Below are 17699 nucleotides of genomic sequence, written 5' to 3'. Positions count from 1 at the left end.
CGGGCGCTACTGGACATTCTTCGGATCGCCGAAAGGCTCGTCGTCGGCCGGCGTTTCCGCCGGCATGCGGAACTCCTCGCTGGCCCAGGCGCCGAAGTCGACGCCCCTGCACCGTGCGCTGCAGAACGGGCGATAGGGGTTGCGTTCGGCGTAGACACTGTCGCCGCCACACGAGGGGCAGCGGACGATCCGCTCGCCGATCTTGTTCACGTCGCTCATGGGATGGATAACCTTCGTGCTTGGCCCTGCGGTGTGCGCCCTGGAGACGGCCCGGCGGCTCACGCGCAGAGGGTGAGTTCGAATGCCGCGTCGTCGCTGCTCGGGTGCAGGCGGTCGTCGGCTTCGTGCCGCATCATCCGCACCGACACCATGAGCCGGTTGCCGCTGATTTCGGGAATCAGTCCCAGCTGCGGATCGATGCGCAGGCGCAGCAACTGGAAGCTGCGCCCCTGCGGCAGGTTCTGCTGGAACTGCCCGCCGGTGGCAATGACCTTGTACGGCACATCGGCATCGCGCAGCAACTTGAGCAGCAGGTAGATGGATTCGGCCAGCGGCGAGAGCGTGGCCGACCAGCGTTCGAGGTCGGCGCGGCGGCTTGCCGCGCTGCGGTGCTGCCATGCGTAGTAGGCGGGAAGATCGAATTCGCAGGTGCCGCCCGGAATGCCCGCGCGGCTGCGAATGCTCATGAGCCATTCGTTCTCGGTCAGCGACTGGCCGGCCTTGCCGGCGACCGCATTGAGGGTGGCGAAATTGCGTTCGAGCTGGCCGACCACCTGGTCGAGCACGGTCTCGGCAATGGCCGGATTGCCCCGGTAGCTGTTGAAGACATTCTTGTGCTTGTCGAGATCGCGCATCACGTCGGCCTTGAGGTCGGCGCGCGCGGCAACGTCCATGACCTCGAAGATCGTGACCAGCGCGTAGTGGTGCGAGAGTGCGGACTCCGAAGGCACCAGTTCCCCGAGGCGGCGAAACAGATGCTCCAGCCGCAGGTAAGTGCGAATGCGCTCGTTGAAGGGGTACTCGTAGAGGATCACGCGGTTCTATAGCTTTCCTGTCGCGGAATCATAGCTTCAGGGCGATTTCGAGGGGGGCGTCGGCACCACCTCGCGCACGGCCGCGAGCATGCGTTCTCCCAGCTCGAGTTGGCCATGCATGGACATGTGGGTGTCGTTCGAAAAATAGAAGTCGCGAATCTGCGTGTGTTTCTCGCGCGTGAACGCGTAGAGATCCGGTCCTGTCAGCCCGGACGTACGGAACCCGGCTTCGAAATCCTTCGAGTAGTCGGGCTTCAGGTACACGGTGGTCTTGTTGGGAATCACCATCCACATGATAGGAAGCTTGCTGTGCGCCTTTGTGAAATTCTTCATCCATTCCAGGTGCGCAGGGGTCAGCGGCCCATTGTCGTCATCTTCCGCGAAAAAGGGCATCTTGTCGCACGAGCGATGGGAGAAGAGCTTGCAACCGTCGGGCACCGGGCGGACCCAGGTGTTCCAGTCGAAGTGGATGTCTGTTGCAGACTTTTTCGCTTTCCAGGTGTTGTAGTAGGTCGTGATGCCCGTCATGAACTGCACGTTCCAGTTGGGCGCGGGGCTCGGCACGGTCTCGTCGGGCGTGATCAGCGGATGGTCCATGGCGTCGAAGGGCCGGATCATCTTCTGGCACTTCATGCTGTCCTTGGTGCGGTCGCCGAGCAGGCGTTCCACGCTCTCGATGATGATCAGCTTGCCCTTGAAGCCCGTGCGCTCGATCCATTGGTCGAAGTCGCTGCAGAGCGCGTTCTCGTACTGGCCCCAGTAGGTGGTCGAGACGCGGTAGCCGGCCTTGGCAAGGACGGACTGCCAGCGGAAGGTCATGGAGAAGCTGTCGCCGATGACCAGCACGTCGGCCTGGTCGACGGGCGTGCCCTTCAGGTAGGCGGGGTCCACCTTGGGCGGCGGGGCGGTCCAGCCGAATTCGCGCTCGGACAGGCGGCCGATCCGCGTGAGGTCGCCGTAAGGCACGGGGCTGGTGAGCGAAACGATCCACAGCGCCATCAGGATGATGTAGCCGATCAGGAAGAACCGCAGCCAGACTTTCGCGGGCGTCGTCATGTCGAATCAGAATTGGAAGTAGAGGAACGGGCTGTAGTTGCCCAGCTTCGAGACGCACCAGGCGAAGAGCGCGAAGGTGCCGATCGCCAGCACGGCCGCGGAGCACCAGGCCATGACCGGCTGACCGGCCACCGCCTTCGGGTGGGGAATCCAGCGCTCGAGCGTGATCGTCGGAGGCAATGCCAGGCAGATGATGATGCCGACGAGCATGGTCTGGAAGAACTCGGGCTTGCGGAACGGAACCGGCCCCAGTTCGCTGAATGCGGAAGGCGGGGCGCCATGCAGGCCGAGCATGCCCTTGTAGATGGCCATGGCCGTGTGGACGCCGTCGGCGCGGAAGACGATCCAGGCCAGCACCACGCACAGGAAGGTCAGGAACCAGCCCAGCACGTGCGCAACCGGACCTGCGGGAATGTTGCGCCGCACCTTGGAATTCCAGAGGTGGTTGATCATCAGGAACACGCCGTGCAGCGCGCCCCAGATCACGAAGGTCCAGGCGGCGCCGTGCCAGAGGCCGCCGAGCAGCATCGTGAGGAACAGGTTCAGGTAGCGCCGGGCCGGGCCCTTGCGGTTGCCGCCCAGCGGCACGTAGAGATAGTCGCGCAGGAAGTTCGACAGCGAGATGTGCCAGCGCCGCCAGAACTCGATGATGTTGGTCGACTTGTAGGGCGAGCGGAAATTGAGCGGAAGCTGCACGCCCAGGCACAGCGACAGGCCGACCGCCATGTCCGAATAGCCCGAGAAGTCGAAATAGATCTGCAGCGTGTAGGCGAGCGCGCCGAACCACGAGGTGTAGAGCGTAGGCTCGATGCCCTTGTGCACGCCGTTGAACATCATGTCGGCGTACTGGCCCATCGGGTCGGCGATCAGCAGCTTCTTTGCCAGGCCGAAGGTGAAGATCGCAACGCCGAGCGCCACCTTGCTGGGGTCGAGCCGGTAGGTGGCCGCATTGGCGAACTGCGGCATCATCTGCGCGTGGTGCAGCACCGGGCCCGCGATCAGGTGCGGAAAGTAGGTGACGAACAGCACGTAGTGGATGAAGCTGCGCTCATGCACCTTGCCCTGCCAGCAGTCGACCAGGAAGGCGATCTGGGTGAAGGTATAGAACGAGATGCCGATCGGCAGCACGATGTGCAGCAGCGGGATCTGCGACAGGCCCGCCGCGGCCAGCCCGTCGTTCACGTTCGAGACGAAGAAGTTGGCGTACTTGAAGACCGCGAGCACGCCGAGGTTGACCACCAGCGCCACCACCAGCAGGGACTTGCGCTTGCGGTCGTCCCGGCCCGGTGCCGGCGAGAGGCGCAGCCCGAACCAGTAGTTGATGCAGATCGACGCCACCAGCAGCGGAAGCGCCTTGACGCTCCACCAGCCGTAGAAGAACAGCGAGGCCAGGGCAAGAAAGCCTGCGGCGGACCGGGCGTTGCGCTTGCCGATCAGGAAGAACCCGATCAGTACCAGCGGGAAGAAGACAAAAATGAAGGGATACGAATTGAAAAGCATCGCGGGAGGGGAGGGCACTCCGGCGAGCGCCTTTTTTGTCTTGGTCGTTATGCGGCCGCTCTGGCGGCCAGTCTCGGATTATCGCGTGCCGGGCGGAGCCCACCGCTTCCAGAGACTCCGGACCTGCGCACCGAGTTCCTCCAGCGAGAGCGACTCGTTGAAAATGACGGCATCGGCGGCAGCCCTGCGCAGCCTGCGCGGGGCCTGCTGGGCGATCACTGCCCGCACGGCCTCCGGCGTCCAGCCCGAGCGCGCCACGACGCGCTGCAGTTGCGTTTCCTCCGTGGCGTCGACCACCAGCACCCGGTCGACCATGGCCCGCCAGCGGCCGGATTCGACCAGGAGCGGTACGTCGAAGACCACCACCGCATCCGGGCCGGCGTCCGAAGCCATGCGTTCCGTCTCGGCACCGATCAGCGGGTGCAGGATCGATTCGAGGCGCTTTCTCGCGCCGCTGTCGGTGAACACGAGCTGCCGCATCGCCGCGCGGTCCAGTCCGCCGTCCGCCGCGATGACGCCGCTGCCGAAGGCCGCCTCGACGGCAGGCATGGCGATGCCTCCGGGCTGCGCAATGCGGCGTGCGATGGCGTCGGTGTCGACCAGCACGGCGTCTTCGGCCACCAGCATGGCGGCGACGGTGCTCTTGCCGCTCCCGATGCCACCCGTCAGGCCGATGCGCCGCATCATGCGCTCCTCAGCGGGCGAATGCGCCGAGCGGGAAGGCGAAGGGAATCCATTGCCTCACGAGCTCCGGGCCCGCCACCAGGCAGACCAGGCCGGCACCGGCAAGAAAGGGGCCGAAGGCCATGGGAATGTCCTTGTGCGCCAGCTTCCCGACCAAACGCAGCGTGAGGCCGATCACGGCGCCCACCAGCGACGAAACGAGGATGATGGCGATGAGGTAGTCGGCCCCCAGCCATGCGCCCAGCGCCGCCAGCAGTTTGAAGTCGCCATATCCCATGCCTTCCTTGCCCGTGACCAGGCGATAGCCATGGTACACAAGCCAGAGGCTCAGGTAGCCGAACACGGCGCCCCAGACCGCCGAACTCAGCGCAGTGCCGGTCCAGCCCATGGCCGCGCCGACGAGCCCCAGCCAGAGCAGCGGATAGTTGAGCGCGTCGGGCAGGAATTGGGTGTCGAAGTCGATCAGGAACTGGCAGATCAGGAACGCCGCGAACGCCGCCCAGAGCGCGCCGGTGGGCGTGAGGCCGAAGCGGTAGGCGCACAGGGCGAAGAGCGCGCCGCTCACCAGCTCGACCAGCGGATAACGCGGGCTGATGGGCGTCTTGCAGGCGGCGCAGCGGCCCCGCAGCACCAGGTAGCTCAGCACCGGAATGTTCTGGTACCAGCGGATCTTGTGGCCACAGGCGCCGCAGCGCGAGGCCGGCCGGGTCAGGTCGAACGGCGGCAGCGCCTCGATGGCCACGGCCGCCTTATCCGCCGCGGCTTCGAGCCCGGCCGGGGGCTGCGCCTTCGGCCCGAACACGAGCGTCCAGAGCGACGGAACGTCCTTGGACGACATCAGGTTGGCCACCGCATCGGCCAGCCAGCCCCGGTACATCATGACCGGGGTGCGGTAGATCACCACGTTGAGAAAACTGCCGACCAGCAACCCCAGGACGCCGGCGAAAGCGGCGTCGAACTCCTGCGACACCAGCATCAAACGACCTGGCCCAACTTGAAGATGGGCAGGTACATCGACACCACGATGCCGCCGATGATCACGCCCAGGAACACGATGATGATGGGCTCCATCAGGCTCGAGAGGCCGGCCACCATGTCGTCCACCTCGGACTCGTAGAAGTCGGCGGCCTTGCCGAGCATGTGGTCGATGGAGCCGGACTCTTCGCCGATGGCCGTCATCTGGATCACCATCGAGGGGAACAGGTTGACGTTGGTCATGGCCGTCGTGAGGCTCGTGCCGGTCGAGACCTCCTGCTGGATCTTGGCCGTGGCGTCGCCGTAGACGGTGTTGCCCGAAGCGCCGCCCACCGAGTCGAGTGCCTCGACCAGCGGAACGCCGGCGGCAAACATGGTGGCAAGGGTGCGGGTCCAGCGGGCCACGCACGATTTCTCGATCAGCGTGCCGAAGATCGGCACGCGCAGCAGCGCGCGGTCCATGACCCGCTGCACGCGTTCGTTGCGCTTCCAGGCCTGCAGGAAAAAGTAGGTGCCGCCGCCGATCACGCCGAAGATCAGCCACCAGTAGGAGACGAAGAATTCGCTCATGGCCATCACGAACAGCGTGGGTGCGGGCAGGTCGGCGCCGAAGGAGGTGAACACCTGCTTGAAGGCCGGAATCACGAAGATCATGATGATGGCCACCACCACGAACGCGACCACCACCACGGAGGTGGGATACATCAGCGCCGACTTGATCTTCGACTTGATGGCCTCGGTCTTCTCCATGTAGGTGGCCAGGCGGTCCAGCAGGTCTTCCAGGATACCGGCCGCTTCGCCGGCCTCCACCAGGTTGCAGTAGAGGTTGTCGAAATACTTCGGAAACTTGCGGAAGGCCGCCGACAGCGAGGTGCCGGTCTCCACGTCGCTGCGGATGTCGTTGAGCAGCTTGGCCACGCTCGGGTTGGCATTGCCGCGGCCCACGATGTCGAACGACTGCAGCAGCGGCACGCCGGCCTTCATCATTGTTGCCAGCTGGCGCGTGAAGATCGCAATGTCCTTGGGCTTGATGGACTTGCCCGAGCGCATGCGGCGCTTCTTGATCTTGGACGCCAGAACGCCCTGGCGCCGCAGGGCGGCCTGCACCTGGTTCTCGCCGGCGGCCCGAAGCTCGCCGCGCACCAGCTTCCCGTTGCGGTCCTTGCCTTCCCACTCGTAGACAAATTCCTTGAGCGTGTTCGAGGTGCGGGTGGATGCCACTGTTGCCATTCGATCTCCGATTTCTTGCAGTGTGTTCGTTATTCGTTGGTGACCGCCACCACTTCTTCGAGTGAGGTGAGCCCTTGCATGACTTTTCGCAGCCCGGACTGCCGCAGCGAGCGCACGCCCTCGGCCTCGGACTGTCGCGCGATGTCCTGTGCGCTGCCGTCGCGCAGGATGATGGTCTGGATGGCGTCCGAGATCGGCATCACCTGGTAGATGCCGACCCGGCCCTTGTAGCCGTTGCTGCACGCCGCGCAGCCGACCGGCCGATAGGGCTTCCAGGTACCGTCGAGCTGTTCTTCCCTGAAGCCCGCATCGAGCAGCGCCTGGCGCGGCACGTCGGCCGGCGCGCGGCACATGTGGCACAGGCGCCGCGCGAGCCGCTGCGCGGTGATGAGGATCACGCTGGAGGCAATGTTGAACGGCGCAATGCCCATGTTCCGCATGCGCGTGAGCGTGGTCGGCGCGTCGTTGGTGTGCAGCGTCGAGAGGACCAGGTGGCCCGTTTGCGCGGCCTTGATCGAGATGTCGGCGGTTTCGAGGTCCCGGATTTCGCCGACCATGATGATGTCGGGATCCTGCCGCAGGAAGGCGCGCAGCGCCGTGGCGAAGGTGAGTCCGGCACGCTCGTTGACGTTCACCTGGTTCACGCCCGGCAGGTTGATTTCGGAAGGATCTTCCGCCGTTGCGATGTTGACGCCCGGCTGGTTCAGCAGGTTCAGGCAGGTGTAGAGCGAAACCGTCTTGCCCGAACCGGTGGGGCCCGTCACCAGCACCATGCCGTAGGGCCGCCCGATCGCATGCAGCAGGCGCTCCTTTTCGTCGGCGTCGTAGCCCAGGGCGTCGATGCCCAGGCGCGCGCTGCTCGGGTCGAGAATACGGATCACGATCTTCTCGCCGAACAGCGTGGGCAGCGTGCTGACGCGGAAGTCGATGACCCGGTCGGGACCGATCTTGAGCTTCATGCGGCCGTCCTGCGGCACGCGCTTCTCGGAAATGTCGAGCCGTGAAATGACCTTGATCCGCGAGGCCAGCTTGTCCTTGATGAGCGTGGGCGGGCTCGCGATCTCGCGCAGCTCGCCGTCGATGCGAAAGCGCACGCGGTAGTTGTGCTCGTAGGGCTCGAAGTGGATGTCCGAGGCCCGCATGCTGACGCCGTCGAGCAGCATCTTGTGCAGGAAGCGCACGACCGGCGCGTCCTCGACTTCGGCAATCGCCTGTTCGTTGGCGTCGCCCGAGGTGTCCGCCGTGACGTCGTCGAACTCGAACTCGGCGCCGACGATGCTGTTGATGGTTTCCGCCGCGCTGACCGCGGCGGCTTCGATCATGCGCGACAGCTTGTCGTATTCGGCAATGACCCAGTCCACGCCCATCTGGGACGCGAACTTGATCTTTTCCACCGCCTGCTGGTCCGAGGGGTCGGCCGTTGCAACAATGAGACGGTTGTTGCGCTTGCTGAGAACCACGATCCGGTAGGCGTGGCACAGCTTCGGGTCAAGCAGGTCCTTGGGCAGGCGCTGGTGGTCGATGGCGTCCAGGTCCAGCAGCGGCGCGCCGAAGGCGCTGGAAAGCGTATGGGCGAGGTCGGCGGCCGAGACGGCGCCGCTGCCGGTCAGCTCGGCAATGAAGCTGGTGCGGCCGTTGAGCGACTTCTGGTAGATGTCTTCCGCAGTCTTCGCGGGAAGCTTGCCGGCCGAAACCAAGGCGCGCGCAAGGCCCGGGAGGGCGATTTGCGTGTTTTCTTTAACAGGAAGTTCGGCAGCAGCCATTCAGCGAATTGCAAGAGATGTGAAAAAGTGCTTCACGATCATCGCTGAACGACCCGTCCCTGTAAATCGCTACGCAGCAACAGGCACGGGCATTATTTGTGCCAGCCAAAGGCTGGTCGGGGTGAGAGGATTCGAACCTCCGGCCTCTACGTCCCGAACGTAGCGCTCTACCAGGCTAAGCTACACCCCGATTGGTTGCAAAAAAAGAGAAGTCGTCCTTGCCAACTCTTGTGAGGTGTTCAGGCACGTCGCTCAAGCAACTGAGCTGCCAATTGTAGCAAACCGTCGGCATGCAAATTGGACGGAAAGTCGCGCAATGCGTGAATTGCGCGCTTTGCCTCGTCGGCCGCGGCGGCGCGCGAGGCTTCCAGGGCGCCGGTGGCGTGGACGATTTCGACGATCTTGCCCAGCTGGGCGGTGTCGCCGGCCTCGATGGCTGCACGCACCAGCGTCGCCTGGGCAGGGCTGCCGCGCCGCATGGCGAAGATCAGCGGCAGCGTGGTCTTGCCTTCGCGCAGGTCGTCGCCCACGTTCTTTCCCGTTTCGTGTGCGTCGCCGGCGTAGTCGAGCACGTCGTCGATCACCTGGAAGGCCGTGCCCAGGGCCTGGCCGTAGGTGGCGCAGGCTTCCTCGACTTCGGGCGTGGCGCCCGCCAGCACGGCGGCGAGCCGTGTGCTGGCCTCGAAAAGCTTGGCGGTCTTGGAGCGGATCACGCGCAGGTAGGCCGATTCGTCCAGCGTCGCGTCGTGCATGTTCATCAGCTGGAGCACTTCGCCTTCCGCGATCACGTTGGTCGCCTCGGCCAGAATCTGCATGATGCGCATGTTGTTTGCATCCAACATCATCTGGAAGGCGCGCGAATAAAGGAAGTCGCCCACCAGCACGCTGGCCGGGTTGCCGAACGATTCGTTGGCCGTCGGGCGCCCGCGCCGCAGGGTCGATTCGTCGACGACGTCGTCGTGCAGCAGGGTGGCCGTGTGGATGAATTCCACCACCGCCGCCAGGTTGAAGCGCTGCTCGCCCGTGTAGCCGAGCGCGCCCGACATGAGGAGCAGCAGCGCCGGGCGCAGGCGTTTGCCGCCGGCGGAGATGATGTACTTCGAAACCTGGCTGACCAGGGGCACGCCGGTGTCGAGGCGCTGCGCAATCACACGGTCGACTTCGACCATGTCGCCGGCGATCAAATCCAGCACGGTGGCGGTGGGGGAGGTATCGGCGGCGTGAACTGGCAAGGCGTTTGCGCGCGGCGCGTCTGAATGCGAAAGTGACAGCGGCACAAGGCCGGAAGGCGCAGATTATAGGGAGGAGCGCGCGGCCTCCCGGCGGCCCTCCCGCTCGAACCATGTTAGCGCATGCAAACCGTGCTAGAATCTAGGGCTCTGCGGAATTCGCCGTAGAGCTCATTCCTTAAGAGGTTCACATGTACGCGGTCATAAAAACCGGCGGCAAGCAGTATCGCGTTGCTTCCGGCGAAAAAATTAAAGTAGAACAGATTGCTGCGGATGTAGGCCAGGAAATCGTGATCGATCAGGTTCTTGCAGTCGGCAACGGCAGCGAAATCAAGATCGGTACGCCCCTGGTGTCCGGCGCAACGGTGACAGTCACGGTACTGTCGCACGGCAAGCACGACAAGGTCGGCATCTTCAAGATGCGCCGTCGCAAGCACTATCAGAAACGTCAAGGCCATCGCCAGCAGTTCACCGAACTGCAAATCGGCGCGATCGCCGGCTAAGGAGCAGATTCCATGGCACAGAAAAAAGGCGGCGGCTCAACGCGAAACGGGCGCGATTCCAAGCCCAAGATGCTCGGTGTGAAGGCCTTCGGCGGCGAACTGATCAGCGCAGGCTCGATCATCGTGCGCCAGCGGGGCACCCAGTTCCACCCCGGCGTGAACGTCGGCGTGGGCAAGGACCACACGCTGTTTGCACTGGTGGACGGCCACGTGTCGTTCGGCGTCAAGGGCGCACTGAACAAGCACATGGTCAACGTGACCCCGGCATAAGCCCGAGTCACTTCGATCAGCTCGAAGCCCCGCTTTGCCGGGGCTTCTTCATTTGTACACTGGATACCCCATGAAGTTCGTCGACGAAGCCTTCATCGACATCGCCGCAGGCGATGGCGGCAACGGCTGCGTGTCGTTCCGTCATGAAAAATACAAGGAATTCGGCGGCCCCAATGGCGGCGACGGCGGCCGCGGCGGCCACGTCTACGCGGTAGCCGATTCCAATCTCAACACCCTGGTCGATTTCCGCTACTCGCGCCGCCACGAGGCCAGGCGCGGCGAGCACGGCATGGGCTCCGACATGTTCGGCGCCGCGGGCGACGACATCCTCCTCAAGATGCCCGTCGGCACCATCATCAGCGACGCCGAAACCGGTGAAGTGCTGTACGAGATGCTGAAGGAAGGCGAGGTCGTCACCATCGCCAAGGGCGGCGACGGCGGCTTCGGCAACATGCGCTTCAAGAGCGCCATCAACCGCGCCCCGCGCCAGAAGACACCGGGCTGGCCCGGCGAGAAGAAGAGCCTCAAGCTCGAGCTGAAGGTGCTCGCCGATGTCGGCCTGCTCGGCATGCCGAATGCGGGCAAGTCGACCTTGATCAGCGCCATCTCGAACGCGCGCCCGCGCATCGCCGACTACCCCTTCACCACGCTGCACCCGAACCTGGGCGTGGTGCGCGTCGGCCCGGAGCAGAGCTTCGTGGTGGCCGACCTGCCCGGCCTGATCGAAGGCGCGTCCGAAGGCGCTGGCCTCGGTCACCTCTTCCTGCGCCACCTGCAGCGCACGCGGCTGCTGCTGCATGTGATCGACATGGCACCGTTCGACGACGCCGTCGATCCGGTCGCCCAGGCCAAGGCCATCGTGGGCGAGCTGAAGAAGTACGACGCCGCGCTCTACGAAAAGCCGCGCTGGCTGGTGCTGAACAAGCTCGACATGGTGCCCGTGGACGAGCGCGCCGCGCGCGTGAAGGACTTCGTCAAGCGCCTGCGCTTCAAGGGCCCGGTGTTCGAGATCTCCGCGCTCACGCGCGAAGGCTGCGAGCATCTGGTGCAGGCCGTGTACCAGCAGGTCAAGGCGCAGCATGCGGCGGAACACGTGCCGGTCGAGGTCGATCCGCGCTTTGTCGAGCTGCCGCCCGAGCCTTCCTCTTCCTCCTCCTGACCGCCCACCAACACGCTGCATTCACGACCGCTACGCCCTCCAATGACCTCGAACTCCGGATCCACTGCCTTGCGGGATGCCCGCCGTATCGTCGTCAAGGTGGGCTCCAGCCTCGTGACCAACGAGGGGCGCGGTCTCGACGAGGCTGCCATCGGCGAATGGTGCCGGCAGTTGGCGGTGCTGGTGCAGGGCGGCCGCGAGGTCGTGATGGTGTCGAGCGGCGCCATTGCCGAAGGCATGAAGCGCCTCGGCTGGCGTACGCGGCCGCACGAGGTGCATGAACTCCAGGCCGCAGCGGCCGTCGGGCAGATGGGCCTGGCTCAGATGTACGAGACCAAGCTGCGCGAGAACCAGATCGGCAGCGCCCAGGTGCTGCTCACCCATGCCGACCTGGCCGACCGCGAGCGTTATCTCAATGCGCGCTCGACCCTCGTCACGCTGCTCGGGCTGGGCGTGGTGCCGGTCATCAACGAGAACGACACCGTCGTCAACGACGAGATCAAGTTCGGCGACAACGACACGCTGGGCGCGCTCGTGGCCAACCTGGTCGAAGCCGACGCGCTGGTCATCCTGACGGACCAGAAGGGCCTCTACACGGCCGACCCGCGCAAGGATCCGGACGCGAAGTTCGTGCACGAGGCGGCGGCCGGCGACCCGGCCCTCGAAGCGATGGCGGGCGGGGCGGGCTCCAGCCTCGGGCGCGGCGGCATGATCACCAAGATCCTTGCGGCCAAGCGCGCCGCCGGCTCGGGCGCCTCCACCGTGATCGCCTGGGGCCGCGAGCCCGACGCCCTGCTGCGCCTGACGCGCGGCGAATCCATCGGCACGCTGCTGGTGGCGCAGACGGCCAAGCACCAGGCGCGCAAGCGCTGGATGGCCGATCACCTGCAGTTGCGCGGCGCGGTCACCGTCGATGCCGGCGCGGCGGCCAAGGTGCGCGCCGAGGGCAAGAGCCTGCTGCCGATCGGCATGACCGGCGTCTCGGGAGAGTTTTCGCGCGGCGACGTGATCGCCGTGCGCGACATCGATGGCGTGGAACTCGCTCGCGGCCTTGCCAATTACTCGAGCGTCGAGGCCCGTCTGCTGTGCCGCAAGCCCTCGTCGGAATTCGAGCGCCTGCTGGGTTACGTGGCGGAGCCGGAAATGGTCCACCGCGACAACATGGTGCTGATGCGCGGCTGATGAAGGCGGGGCGCCGGGCCCCGTCGGTTCATTACTGCACTTCCCGAACCGGGTTGCGCAGGTTCTGGACCATCTCTCCGACCGAATTGCGCGGCGCATTGCCGCGGCACAGCGCCTGGCTCGACAGCGCCATGGCGTAGCGCGAGTTCAGGTCGCTGATGCGCTTCCACTCCAGCGTCTTCGTTTCCTGCCAGGCGCCGTTGTTGTAGCGGGCGTAGCTCTTCATTTCCCCGGTCGAGCAACGCACCCCTTCGTAGAACGCGTTGACGCCGCCGCCGTTGCGGTTCTGTGCCACCACCACGTAGCGCACGATGCCGTCGCGGGTGATGGCAATGGTTTTCGGATCGACGCCGAACTTCAGGCTCATGTAGGGCGGCATCGAGATCGGCTCGAGACGCTTTTCGTCGAAGGCGGGCGGGGGCGGGGCCTCGGTTTCCTTCCATTCGGCGTCGGTCTCGTAGCGCTTGGGCGCCGGCTGCATGCCGGCCTGCGCCCAGTCGGGGTTGTCCGTGTCGTGCGTGCCGGATGCGCATCCGGCAAGCAGGGCCAGGCACACGACGAGCAGGGCGCCCTCAGCGTTGCGACGGAAAGAAGGGCGCTTTGTTGTGGGGAGGAGGGGAAGGGTCATCGCTCGCAGAAGTAATGTCGGGATGCGGGTCGAAACTGCCACCAGGCGGCAGGTCCAGCCCCGCGGGCGCGCCGCCATCCGGCGTGTGGCGCTCGAATTCGCGGGCGCGCACGTTGCTGCGCAGGAAGCGGTTGCGGAAATCCTGCCGTGGCAGGTAGCGAGCAAGCTCGGTCAGTGCCATCTCGTAGACGCCGCGTTTGAATTCGACGACCACATCGAGCGGCACCCAGTAGTCGTGCCATCGCCAGGCGTCGAATTCGGGGTGGTCGGTCGCGCGCAGGTTCAGATCCCAGTCGTGACCGATCAATTGCAGCAAATACCAGATTTGCTTCTGGCCCTTGTAGTGGCCCCGTGCGTCACGGCGAATGAACCGATCCGGCACCTCGTAGCGCAACCAGTCACGGGTACGGGCCACGATGCGCACGTGCTCCGGATGGAGCCCGACTTCCTCGTGCAGTTCCCGGAACATGGCTTGCTCGGGACTTTCGCCGCGGTCTATGCCGCCTTGCGGAAACTGCCAGGAATGCGTGCGTATGCGTTTGCCCCAGAAAACCTGGTTTCTCTGGTTGAGCAGGATGATGCCGACGTTGGGCCTGAAGCCGTCCCGGTCGAGCATAATCAAACCCCAATTTTTGAACTGAGTCGATTATGCATGCCGGGTTGCACACGGCAAGCGGCCAGTTCGAGGCCCGCGGGTTCCCGGAGGTCTCTCCGCCGGCATCCGTCTTCCCCACGATTTTTGAATCCACCAGCGCGATCCCGATGAAAGCTTCCCGATTTTTTGTCTCCACCCTCAAGGAAGCGCCCGCTGACGCCGAGGTCGCGAGCCATCGGCTCATGATGCGCGCGGGCATGATCAAGAAGCTCGGCACGGGCATCTACACCTACATGCCGATGGGGCTGCGCGTGATCCGCAAGGTCGAGGCGATCGTGCGCGAGGAAATGAACCGCGCCGGCGCGGTCGAGCTCACGATGCCCGTGGTGCAGCCGGCCGAGTTCTGGCAGGAGACCGGCCGCTTCGACAAGATGGGCCCCGAGCTGCTGCGCATCAAGGACCGGCACGACCGCGACTTCGTGGTCCAGCCCACCAGCGAAGAGGTGGTGACCGACATCGCGCGCCAGGAAATTCGCAGCTACAAGCAGCTGCCGAAGAATTTCTACCAGATCCAGACCAAGTTCCGCGACGAGCGCCGTCCGCGCTTCGGCCTGATGCGCGGGCGCGAATTCATCATGAAGGACGCCTACAGCTTCGACCGCGACCTGGGCGCGGCCAAGGCCAGCTACCAAGTCATGGCCGATGCCTACCGCCGCATCTTCGACCGCTTCGGCCTGCGCTACCGTGCCGTGGCGGCCGACAGCGGCGCCATCGGCGGCGACCTGAGCGAAGAGTTCCAGGTGATTGCGGCCACCGGCGAAGACGCCATCGTCTACTGTCCCGGCAGCGACTACGCGGCCAACATGGAGAAGGCCGAGGCGCTCGCTCCGGCCGGCCCGCGCCCCGCGGCGGCCAAGCCGCTCGAAAAGACGCCCACCCCCGGCAAGAGCACTTGCGCCGACGTGGCGGAACTGCTCGGCGTGCCGCTCTCGACCACCGTCAAGTCGCTGGTGCTGGCAACGGACATCGTCGACGAGGCCGGCAACCTGAAGGGTTCGCAGGTCTGGCTGCTGCTCTTGCGCGGCGACCACGACATGAACGAGATCAAGGTCGGCAAGGTGCCGGGCCTGGACCAGGGCTTCCGCTTCGCAACGTTGGCCGAGATCGACGACCACTTCGGCTGCAAGCCCGGCTACCTCGGCCCGCTGAACCTGAAGAAGCCCGTCAGGCTCGTGGCCGACCGCGAGGTGGTGGTCATGGCCGACTGGATCACCGGCGCCAACGAGATCGACTTCCACATGACCGGCGTCAACTGGGGCCGCGACCTGCCCGAGCCCGAGCTGGTGGCCGACCTGCGCAACGTGGTGGCGGGCGATGCCTCGCCCGACGGCAAGGGCGTGCTCGCGATCGAGCGCGGCATCGAGGTGGGCCACGTGTTCGTGCTCGGCACCAAGTACAGCAAGGACATGAACGCAACCTACCTCGACGAAGCCGGCAAGCCGCAGTTCCTCGAGATGGGCTGCTACGGCATCGGCATCACGCGCCTGCCGGCCGCCGCCATCGAGCAGAACCACGACGAGCGCGGCATCATCTGGCCGGACGCCCTGGCGCCGTTCACGGTGGTGGTCTGCCCGATCGGCATGGACCGCAGCGCCGAGGTCAAGGTGGCGGCCGAGGCGCTCTACGAGCAACTGCTCGTGGCCGGCGTCGACGTGCTGCTCGACGATCGCGGCGAGCGCCCGGGCGCGATGTTCGCCGACTGGGAGCTGATCGGCGTGCCGCACCGCGTGGTCATTTCGGACCGTGGCTTGAAGGAAGGCCAGCTCGAGTACCAGCATCGCCGCGACACGGCGGCCACCAAGGTGCCTACGGCCGGCATCGCCGAATTCATCACCGGCAAGCTCGCGAAATGAGCCTGGAGGGCGGCCTCTCGCGACGCCGGTGCCTAGTGGGCGGCGCCGCGGCGGCGGGCGCCCTGACGGTGCTGTCGCTGCCGCGGGTCGCCCTCGCCGGCGCGCAGATCGAGGAACCGCTGATCGACTCGGTGCGCACCGCGCTGAGTTCGGCCGTGCACAACAAGGCGCCGCCGGTGCCCGAGTTCTCGAACACAGAGGCCCGCCTGATCTACCTGCGCTGGCTGGGCGAAATGAGCGAACGCCTCAAGAAGAAGATCGCCGACTGGCCCACGCGCAAGGAATTCCTGCAGACCGTCTGGTACGAGAGCAAGCGCTCGGGCCTGGACGTGAGCCTGGTGCTGGGGCTGGTCCAGGTCGAGAGCAACTTCCGCAAGTTCGCGGTGTCCAGCGCAGGTGCGCGTGGCTACATGCAGGTCATGCCGTTCTGGACCCGCGTGATCGGCGACAGCGACCCGGCCAAGCTGTTCCACATGCAAACCAACCTGCGCTTCGGCTGCGTCATCCTGCGCCACTACCTCGACCGCGAGAACGGCGACCTGTACATGACCCTCGGGCGCTACAACGGCAGCCGCGGCAAGGCACCGTACCCCAACGCCGTGTTCGCGAACCAGCGCCTCTGGACCTTCGTGGACAGGGACCGCTCGGCCGCCTGAGGGCGAGCTAGGTTTTCGTGACCATCACCTGGTCGATGCGGTAGCTGTCGACGTCCATCACCTCGAAGGTGTAGCCGCCCCAGCTCACGCTGTCGGTGCGCTTGGGCACGCGCCGCAGCATCACCATCAGGAAGCCGGCCAGCGTTTCGTAGTCGTCCGGATGCGGCATTTCATCGATGTGCAGCGCGCGCTGCACATCCTGGATCGGCGTGACGCCGTCGATCAGCCACGAATTCTCGTCGCGCTTCACGATCTGTTCCTCGTCGGGCATGGAGACGAGGTCGCCCATCACCGTGCTCATCACGTCGTTGAGCGTGATCACGCCCACCACCAGGCTGTATTCGTTGACGATGATCGCGAAGTCTTCATGCGCCTGCTGGAACTGCTCGAGCACCTCGGTGAGCGAGAGCCGGTCGGGGATGACCAGCGCCTTGTGCAGCGTCAGGCCCTGGTCGAAGGCCAGCGGCTGGCCGCTCAGCACGCGCTGGAACATGTCCTTGGCGTCGACGTAGCCGAGCACATGGTCGATGTCGCCGTCGCACACCGGGTAGGCCGAAAAAGGCTCGGCCACGATGCGCGCCCGCAGCACCGACTCGGGGTCGTCATGCAGGAACCAGGCGATGTTGTCGCGCACCGTCATCACGCTGCTGACCAGCCGCGTGTCAAGTTCGAACACGTTGGCGATCACCTGCTGCTCGCGCACTGCGAGCACGCCCGCGCGCGCGCCGGCTTCGGTCATGGCCAGGATGTCGGCCGAGGTGATCTTGTCGTCGCGCACCAGCGGCATGCCCAGCAGCTTGAAGAGCATGTCGGTGGAGCGCGTGAAAAACCACACCAGCGGCTTGAAGGTGGTGATCAGCACCAGCATCGGGCCGACCATGCGAACCGCGATGCGCTCCGGGTCGCTCATGCCGAGGCGCTTGGGGAACAGGTCGGCGAACACCAGGAACACCGCGATGACGATGATGAACGAGCACAGGAAAGCCACGTTCTCCGAGGCCTCCACGCTCATCCAGCCCTCGAAGAAACGCGCGAAGTAGGGGCTGAGCGAGCCCTCGCCCACCACGCCGCCGAGGATCGCCACCGCGTTGAGGCCGATCTGCACCACGGTGAAGTAGTGGCCCGGCTGCTCCTGCACGCGCAGCACGCGCTCGGCCCGGGCATCGCCCTCGTCGGCCATCTGACGCAGGCGCAGGCGGCGCGAGGCGGCCAGCGTGATTTCGGCAAGGGAGAAGAACGCGCTCATCGCGATCAACAGGACGATGATGAGCAGGCTTTGGGTGAGAGTCATGGTGGCACGGCGAAGAATGCCATGGTGCCAT

The 17699-nt window shown here is 65.3% G+C and carries 18 protein-coding genes and 1 tRNA gene; 6 read left to right on the top strand and 13 right to left on the bottom strand.

Features of this window, described 5'->3' with window-relative positions; genetic code table 11:
* Window positions 1–6: 6 nt before the first annotated feature.
* The 10 genes from VAPA_RS21670 to VAPA_RS21625 all read right to left on the bottom strand — a co-directional run bounded on the left by VAPA_RS21670 (window position 7) and on the right by VAPA_RS21625 (window position 9474).
* Window positions 7–219 (bottom strand): DNA gyrase inhibitor YacG, encoded by a 213-nt coding sequence (locus tag VAPA_RS21670; RefSeq protein WP_021008904.1) that lies wholly within the window; start codon window positions 217–219, stop codon window positions 7–9.
* A 59-nt stretch (window positions 220–278) separates the two neighbouring features.
* Complete coding sequence (zapD, locus tag VAPA_RS21665) at window positions 279–1034, bottom strand: cell division protein ZapD (RefSeq protein WP_021008903.1); 756 nt, start codon at window positions 1032–1034, stop codon at window positions 279–281.
* A gap of 36 nt (window positions 1035–1070) precedes the next feature.
* Window positions 1071–2090 (bottom strand): hypothetical protein, encoded by a 1020-nt coding sequence (locus tag VAPA_RS21660; protein WP_021008902.1) that lies wholly within the window; start codon window positions 2088–2090, stop codon window positions 1071–1073.
* Between the two features lie 6 nt (window positions 2091–2096).
* A complete protein-coding gene (locus VAPA_RS21655; RefSeq protein WP_021008901.1) occupies window positions 2097–3590 on the bottom strand; it encodes an MBOAT family O-acyltransferase in 1494 nt (497 codons plus the stop codon).
* 78 nt (window positions 3591–3668) lie between these two features.
* A complete protein-coding gene (gene coaE, locus VAPA_RS21650) occupies window positions 3669–4274 on the bottom strand; it encodes a dephospho-CoA kinase (protein WP_021008900.1) in 606 nt (201 codons plus the stop codon).
* Between the two features lie 10 nt (window positions 4275–4284).
* Window positions 4285–5250 carry a prepilin peptidase gene (locus VAPA_RS21645; protein ID WP_021008899.1) on the bottom strand — a complete coding sequence of 322 codons (966 nt, stop codon included), beginning with the start codon at window positions 5248–5250 and terminating at the stop codon, window positions 4285–4287.
* A complete protein-coding gene (locus VAPA_RS21640) occupies window positions 5250–6479 on the bottom strand; it encodes a type II secretion system F family protein (RefSeq protein ID WP_021008898.1) in 1230 nt (409 codons plus the stop codon). The genes VAPA_RS21645 and VAPA_RS21640 overlap by 1 nt, the downstream gene beginning before the upstream one ends.
* A 29-nt stretch (window positions 6480–6508) precedes the next feature.
* Entirely contained in the window at window positions 6509–8242 is a 1734-nt protein-coding gene (pilB, locus tag VAPA_RS21635; RefSeq protein ID WP_021008897.1) for a type IV-A pilus assembly ATPase PilB, read from the bottom strand.
* 113 nt (window positions 8243–8355) lie between these two features.
* Window positions 8356–8432, bottom strand: a tRNA-Pro gene (locus VAPA_RS21630).
* A 49-nt stretch (window positions 8433–8481) separates the two neighbouring features.
* Window positions 8482–9474: a polyprenyl synthetase family protein gene (locus VAPA_RS21625; protein WP_021008896.1), complete on the bottom strand. Its 993-nt coding sequence runs from the start codon at window positions 9472–9474 to the stop codon at window positions 8482–8484.
* A gap of 188 nt (window positions 9475–9662) precedes the next feature.
* Between VAPA_RS21625 and rplU the strand changes: the two genes are divergently transcribed.
* The 4 genes from rplU to proB all read left to right on the top strand — a co-directional run bounded on the left by rplU (window position 9663) and on the right by proB (window position 12585).
* Window positions 9663–9974: a 50S ribosomal protein L21 gene (gene rplU / locus VAPA_RS21620; RefSeq protein ID WP_015866992.1), complete on the top strand. Its 312-nt coding sequence runs from the start codon at window positions 9663–9665 to the stop codon at window positions 9972–9974.
* A gap of 12 nt (window positions 9975–9986) precedes the next feature.
* Entirely contained in the window at window positions 9987–10244 is a 258-nt protein-coding gene (gene rpmA / locus VAPA_RS21615; RefSeq protein WP_015866991.1) for a 50S ribosomal protein L27, read from the top strand.
* Between the two features lie 70 nt (window positions 10245–10314).
* A complete protein-coding gene (gene cgtA / locus VAPA_RS21610) occupies window positions 10315–11403 on the top strand; it encodes an Obg family GTPase CgtA (RefSeq protein WP_021008895.1) in 1089 nt (362 codons plus the stop codon).
* 42 nt (window positions 11404–11445) lie between these two features.
* A complete protein-coding gene (gene proB / locus VAPA_RS21605; RefSeq protein ID WP_021008894.1) occupies window positions 11446–12585 on the top strand; it encodes a glutamate 5-kinase in 1140 nt (379 codons plus the stop codon).
* Between the two features lie 31 nt (window positions 12586–12616).
* Here the strand turns inward: proB and VAPA_RS21600 are convergent, their stop codons facing one another.
* Both VAPA_RS21600 and VAPA_RS21595 read right to left on the bottom strand, forming a co-directional pair.
* Window positions 12617–13141: a CNP1-like family protein gene (locus VAPA_RS21600; protein WP_021008893.1), complete on the bottom strand. Its 525-nt coding sequence runs from the start codon at window positions 13139–13141 to the stop codon at window positions 12617–12619.
* A gap of 16 nt (window positions 13142–13157) precedes the next feature.
* Window positions 13158–13829, bottom strand: a complete 672-nt coding sequence (locus VAPA_RS21595; protein WP_021008892.1) for an RNA pyrophosphohydrolase — start codon at window positions 13827–13829, stop codon at window positions 13158–13160.
* A 146-nt stretch (window positions 13830–13975) separates the two neighbouring features.
* Between VAPA_RS21595 and VAPA_RS21590 the strand changes: the two genes are divergently transcribed.
* Together VAPA_RS21590 and VAPA_RS21585 are read left to right on the top strand one after the other, a co-directional pair.
* On the top strand, window positions 13976–15721 hold the full coding sequence (locus VAPA_RS21590; RefSeq protein WP_021008891.1) for a proline--tRNA ligase: 1746 nt from the start codon (window positions 13976–13978) through the stop codon (window positions 15719–15721).
* The gene (locus tag VAPA_RS21585) at window positions 15718–16377 is read left to right on the top strand and encodes a lytic transglycosylase domain-containing protein (protein WP_021008890.1); all 660 of its coding nucleotides are present in this window, start codon (window positions 15718–15720) and stop codon (window positions 16375–16377) included. Before VAPA_RS21590 ends, VAPA_RS21585 begins: the two co-directional genes overlap by 4 nt.
* 7 nt (window positions 16378–16384) lie before the next feature.
* Here the strand turns inward: VAPA_RS21585 and paeA are convergent, their stop codons facing one another.
* Entirely contained in the window at window positions 16385–17668 is a 1284-nt protein-coding gene (gene paeA / locus VAPA_RS21580; RefSeq protein WP_021008889.1) for a polyamine export protein PaeA, read from the bottom strand.
* Window positions 17669–17699 lie beyond the last annotated feature (31 nt).

This window comes from Variovorax paradoxus B4, from assembly GCF_000463015.1.
Lineage (GTDB): Bacteria > Pseudomonadota > Gammaproteobacteria > Burkholderiales > Burkholderiaceae_C > Variovorax > Variovorax paradoxus_E.
Note: the sequence above shows the minus strand (reverse complement) of the source record. Positions and strands in the feature narration are given on the sequence as shown.

Excerpts from the sequence above, each read along its gene's own strand:
- VAPA_RS21595 (WP_021008892.1), bottom strand. The coding sequence starts at position 13,829 with ATGCTCGACCGGGACGGCTTCAGGCCCAACGTCGGCATCATCCTGCTC.
- rpmA (WP_015866991.1), top strand. The coding sequence starts at position 9,987 with ATGGCACAGAAAAAAGGCGGCGGCTCAACGCGAAACGGGCGCGATTCC.
- rplU (WP_015866992.1), top strand. The coding sequence starts at position 9,663 with ATGTACGCGGTCATAAAAACCGGCGGCAAGCAGTATCGCGTTGCTTCC.
- paeA (WP_021008889.1), bottom strand. The coding sequence starts at position 17,668 with ATGACTCTCACCCAAAGCCTGCTCATCATCGTCCTGTTGATCGCGATG.
- VAPA_RS21590 (WP_021008891.1), top strand. The coding sequence starts at position 13,976 with ATGAAAGCTTCCCGATTTTTTGTCTCCACCCTCAAGGAAGCGCCCGCT.
- cgtA (WP_021008895.1), top strand. The coding sequence starts at position 10,315 with ATGAAGTTCGTCGACGAAGCCTTCATCGACATCGCCGCAGGCGATGGC.
- VAPA_RS21645 (WP_021008899.1), bottom strand. The coding sequence starts at position 5,250 with ATGCTGGTGTCGCAGGAGTTCGACGCCGCTTTCGCCGGCGTCCTGGGG.
- pilB (WP_021008897.1), bottom strand. The coding sequence starts at position 8,242 with ATGGCTGCTGCCGAACTTCCTGTTAAAGAAAACACGCAAATCGCCCTC.
- VAPA_RS21640 (WP_021008898.1), bottom strand. The coding sequence starts at position 6,479 with ATGGCAACAGTGGCATCCACCCGCACCTCGAACACGCTCAAGGAATTT.
- VAPA_RS21655 (WP_021008901.1), bottom strand. The coding sequence starts at position 3,590 with ATGCTTTTCAATTCGTATCCCTTCATTTTTGTCTTCTTCCCGCTGGTA.
- coaE (WP_021008900.1), bottom strand. The coding sequence starts at position 4,274 with ATGCGGCGCATCGGCCTGACGGGTGGCATCGGGAGCGGCAAGAGCACC.
- VAPA_RS21670 (WP_021008904.1), bottom strand. The coding sequence starts at position 219 with ATGAGCGACGTGAACAAGATCGGCGAGCGGATCGTCCGCTGCCCCTCG.
- proB (WP_021008894.1), top strand. The coding sequence starts at position 11,446 with ATGACCTCGAACTCCGGATCCACTGCCTTGCGGGATGCCCGCCGTATC.
- VAPA_RS21660 (WP_021008902.1), bottom strand. The coding sequence starts at position 2,090 with ATGACGACGCCCGCGAAAGTCTGGCTGCGGTTCTTCCTGATCGGCTAC.
- VAPA_RS21585 (WP_021008890.1), top strand. The coding sequence starts at position 15,718 with ATGAGCCTGGAGGGCGGCCTCTCGCGACGCCGGTGCCTAGTGGGCGGC.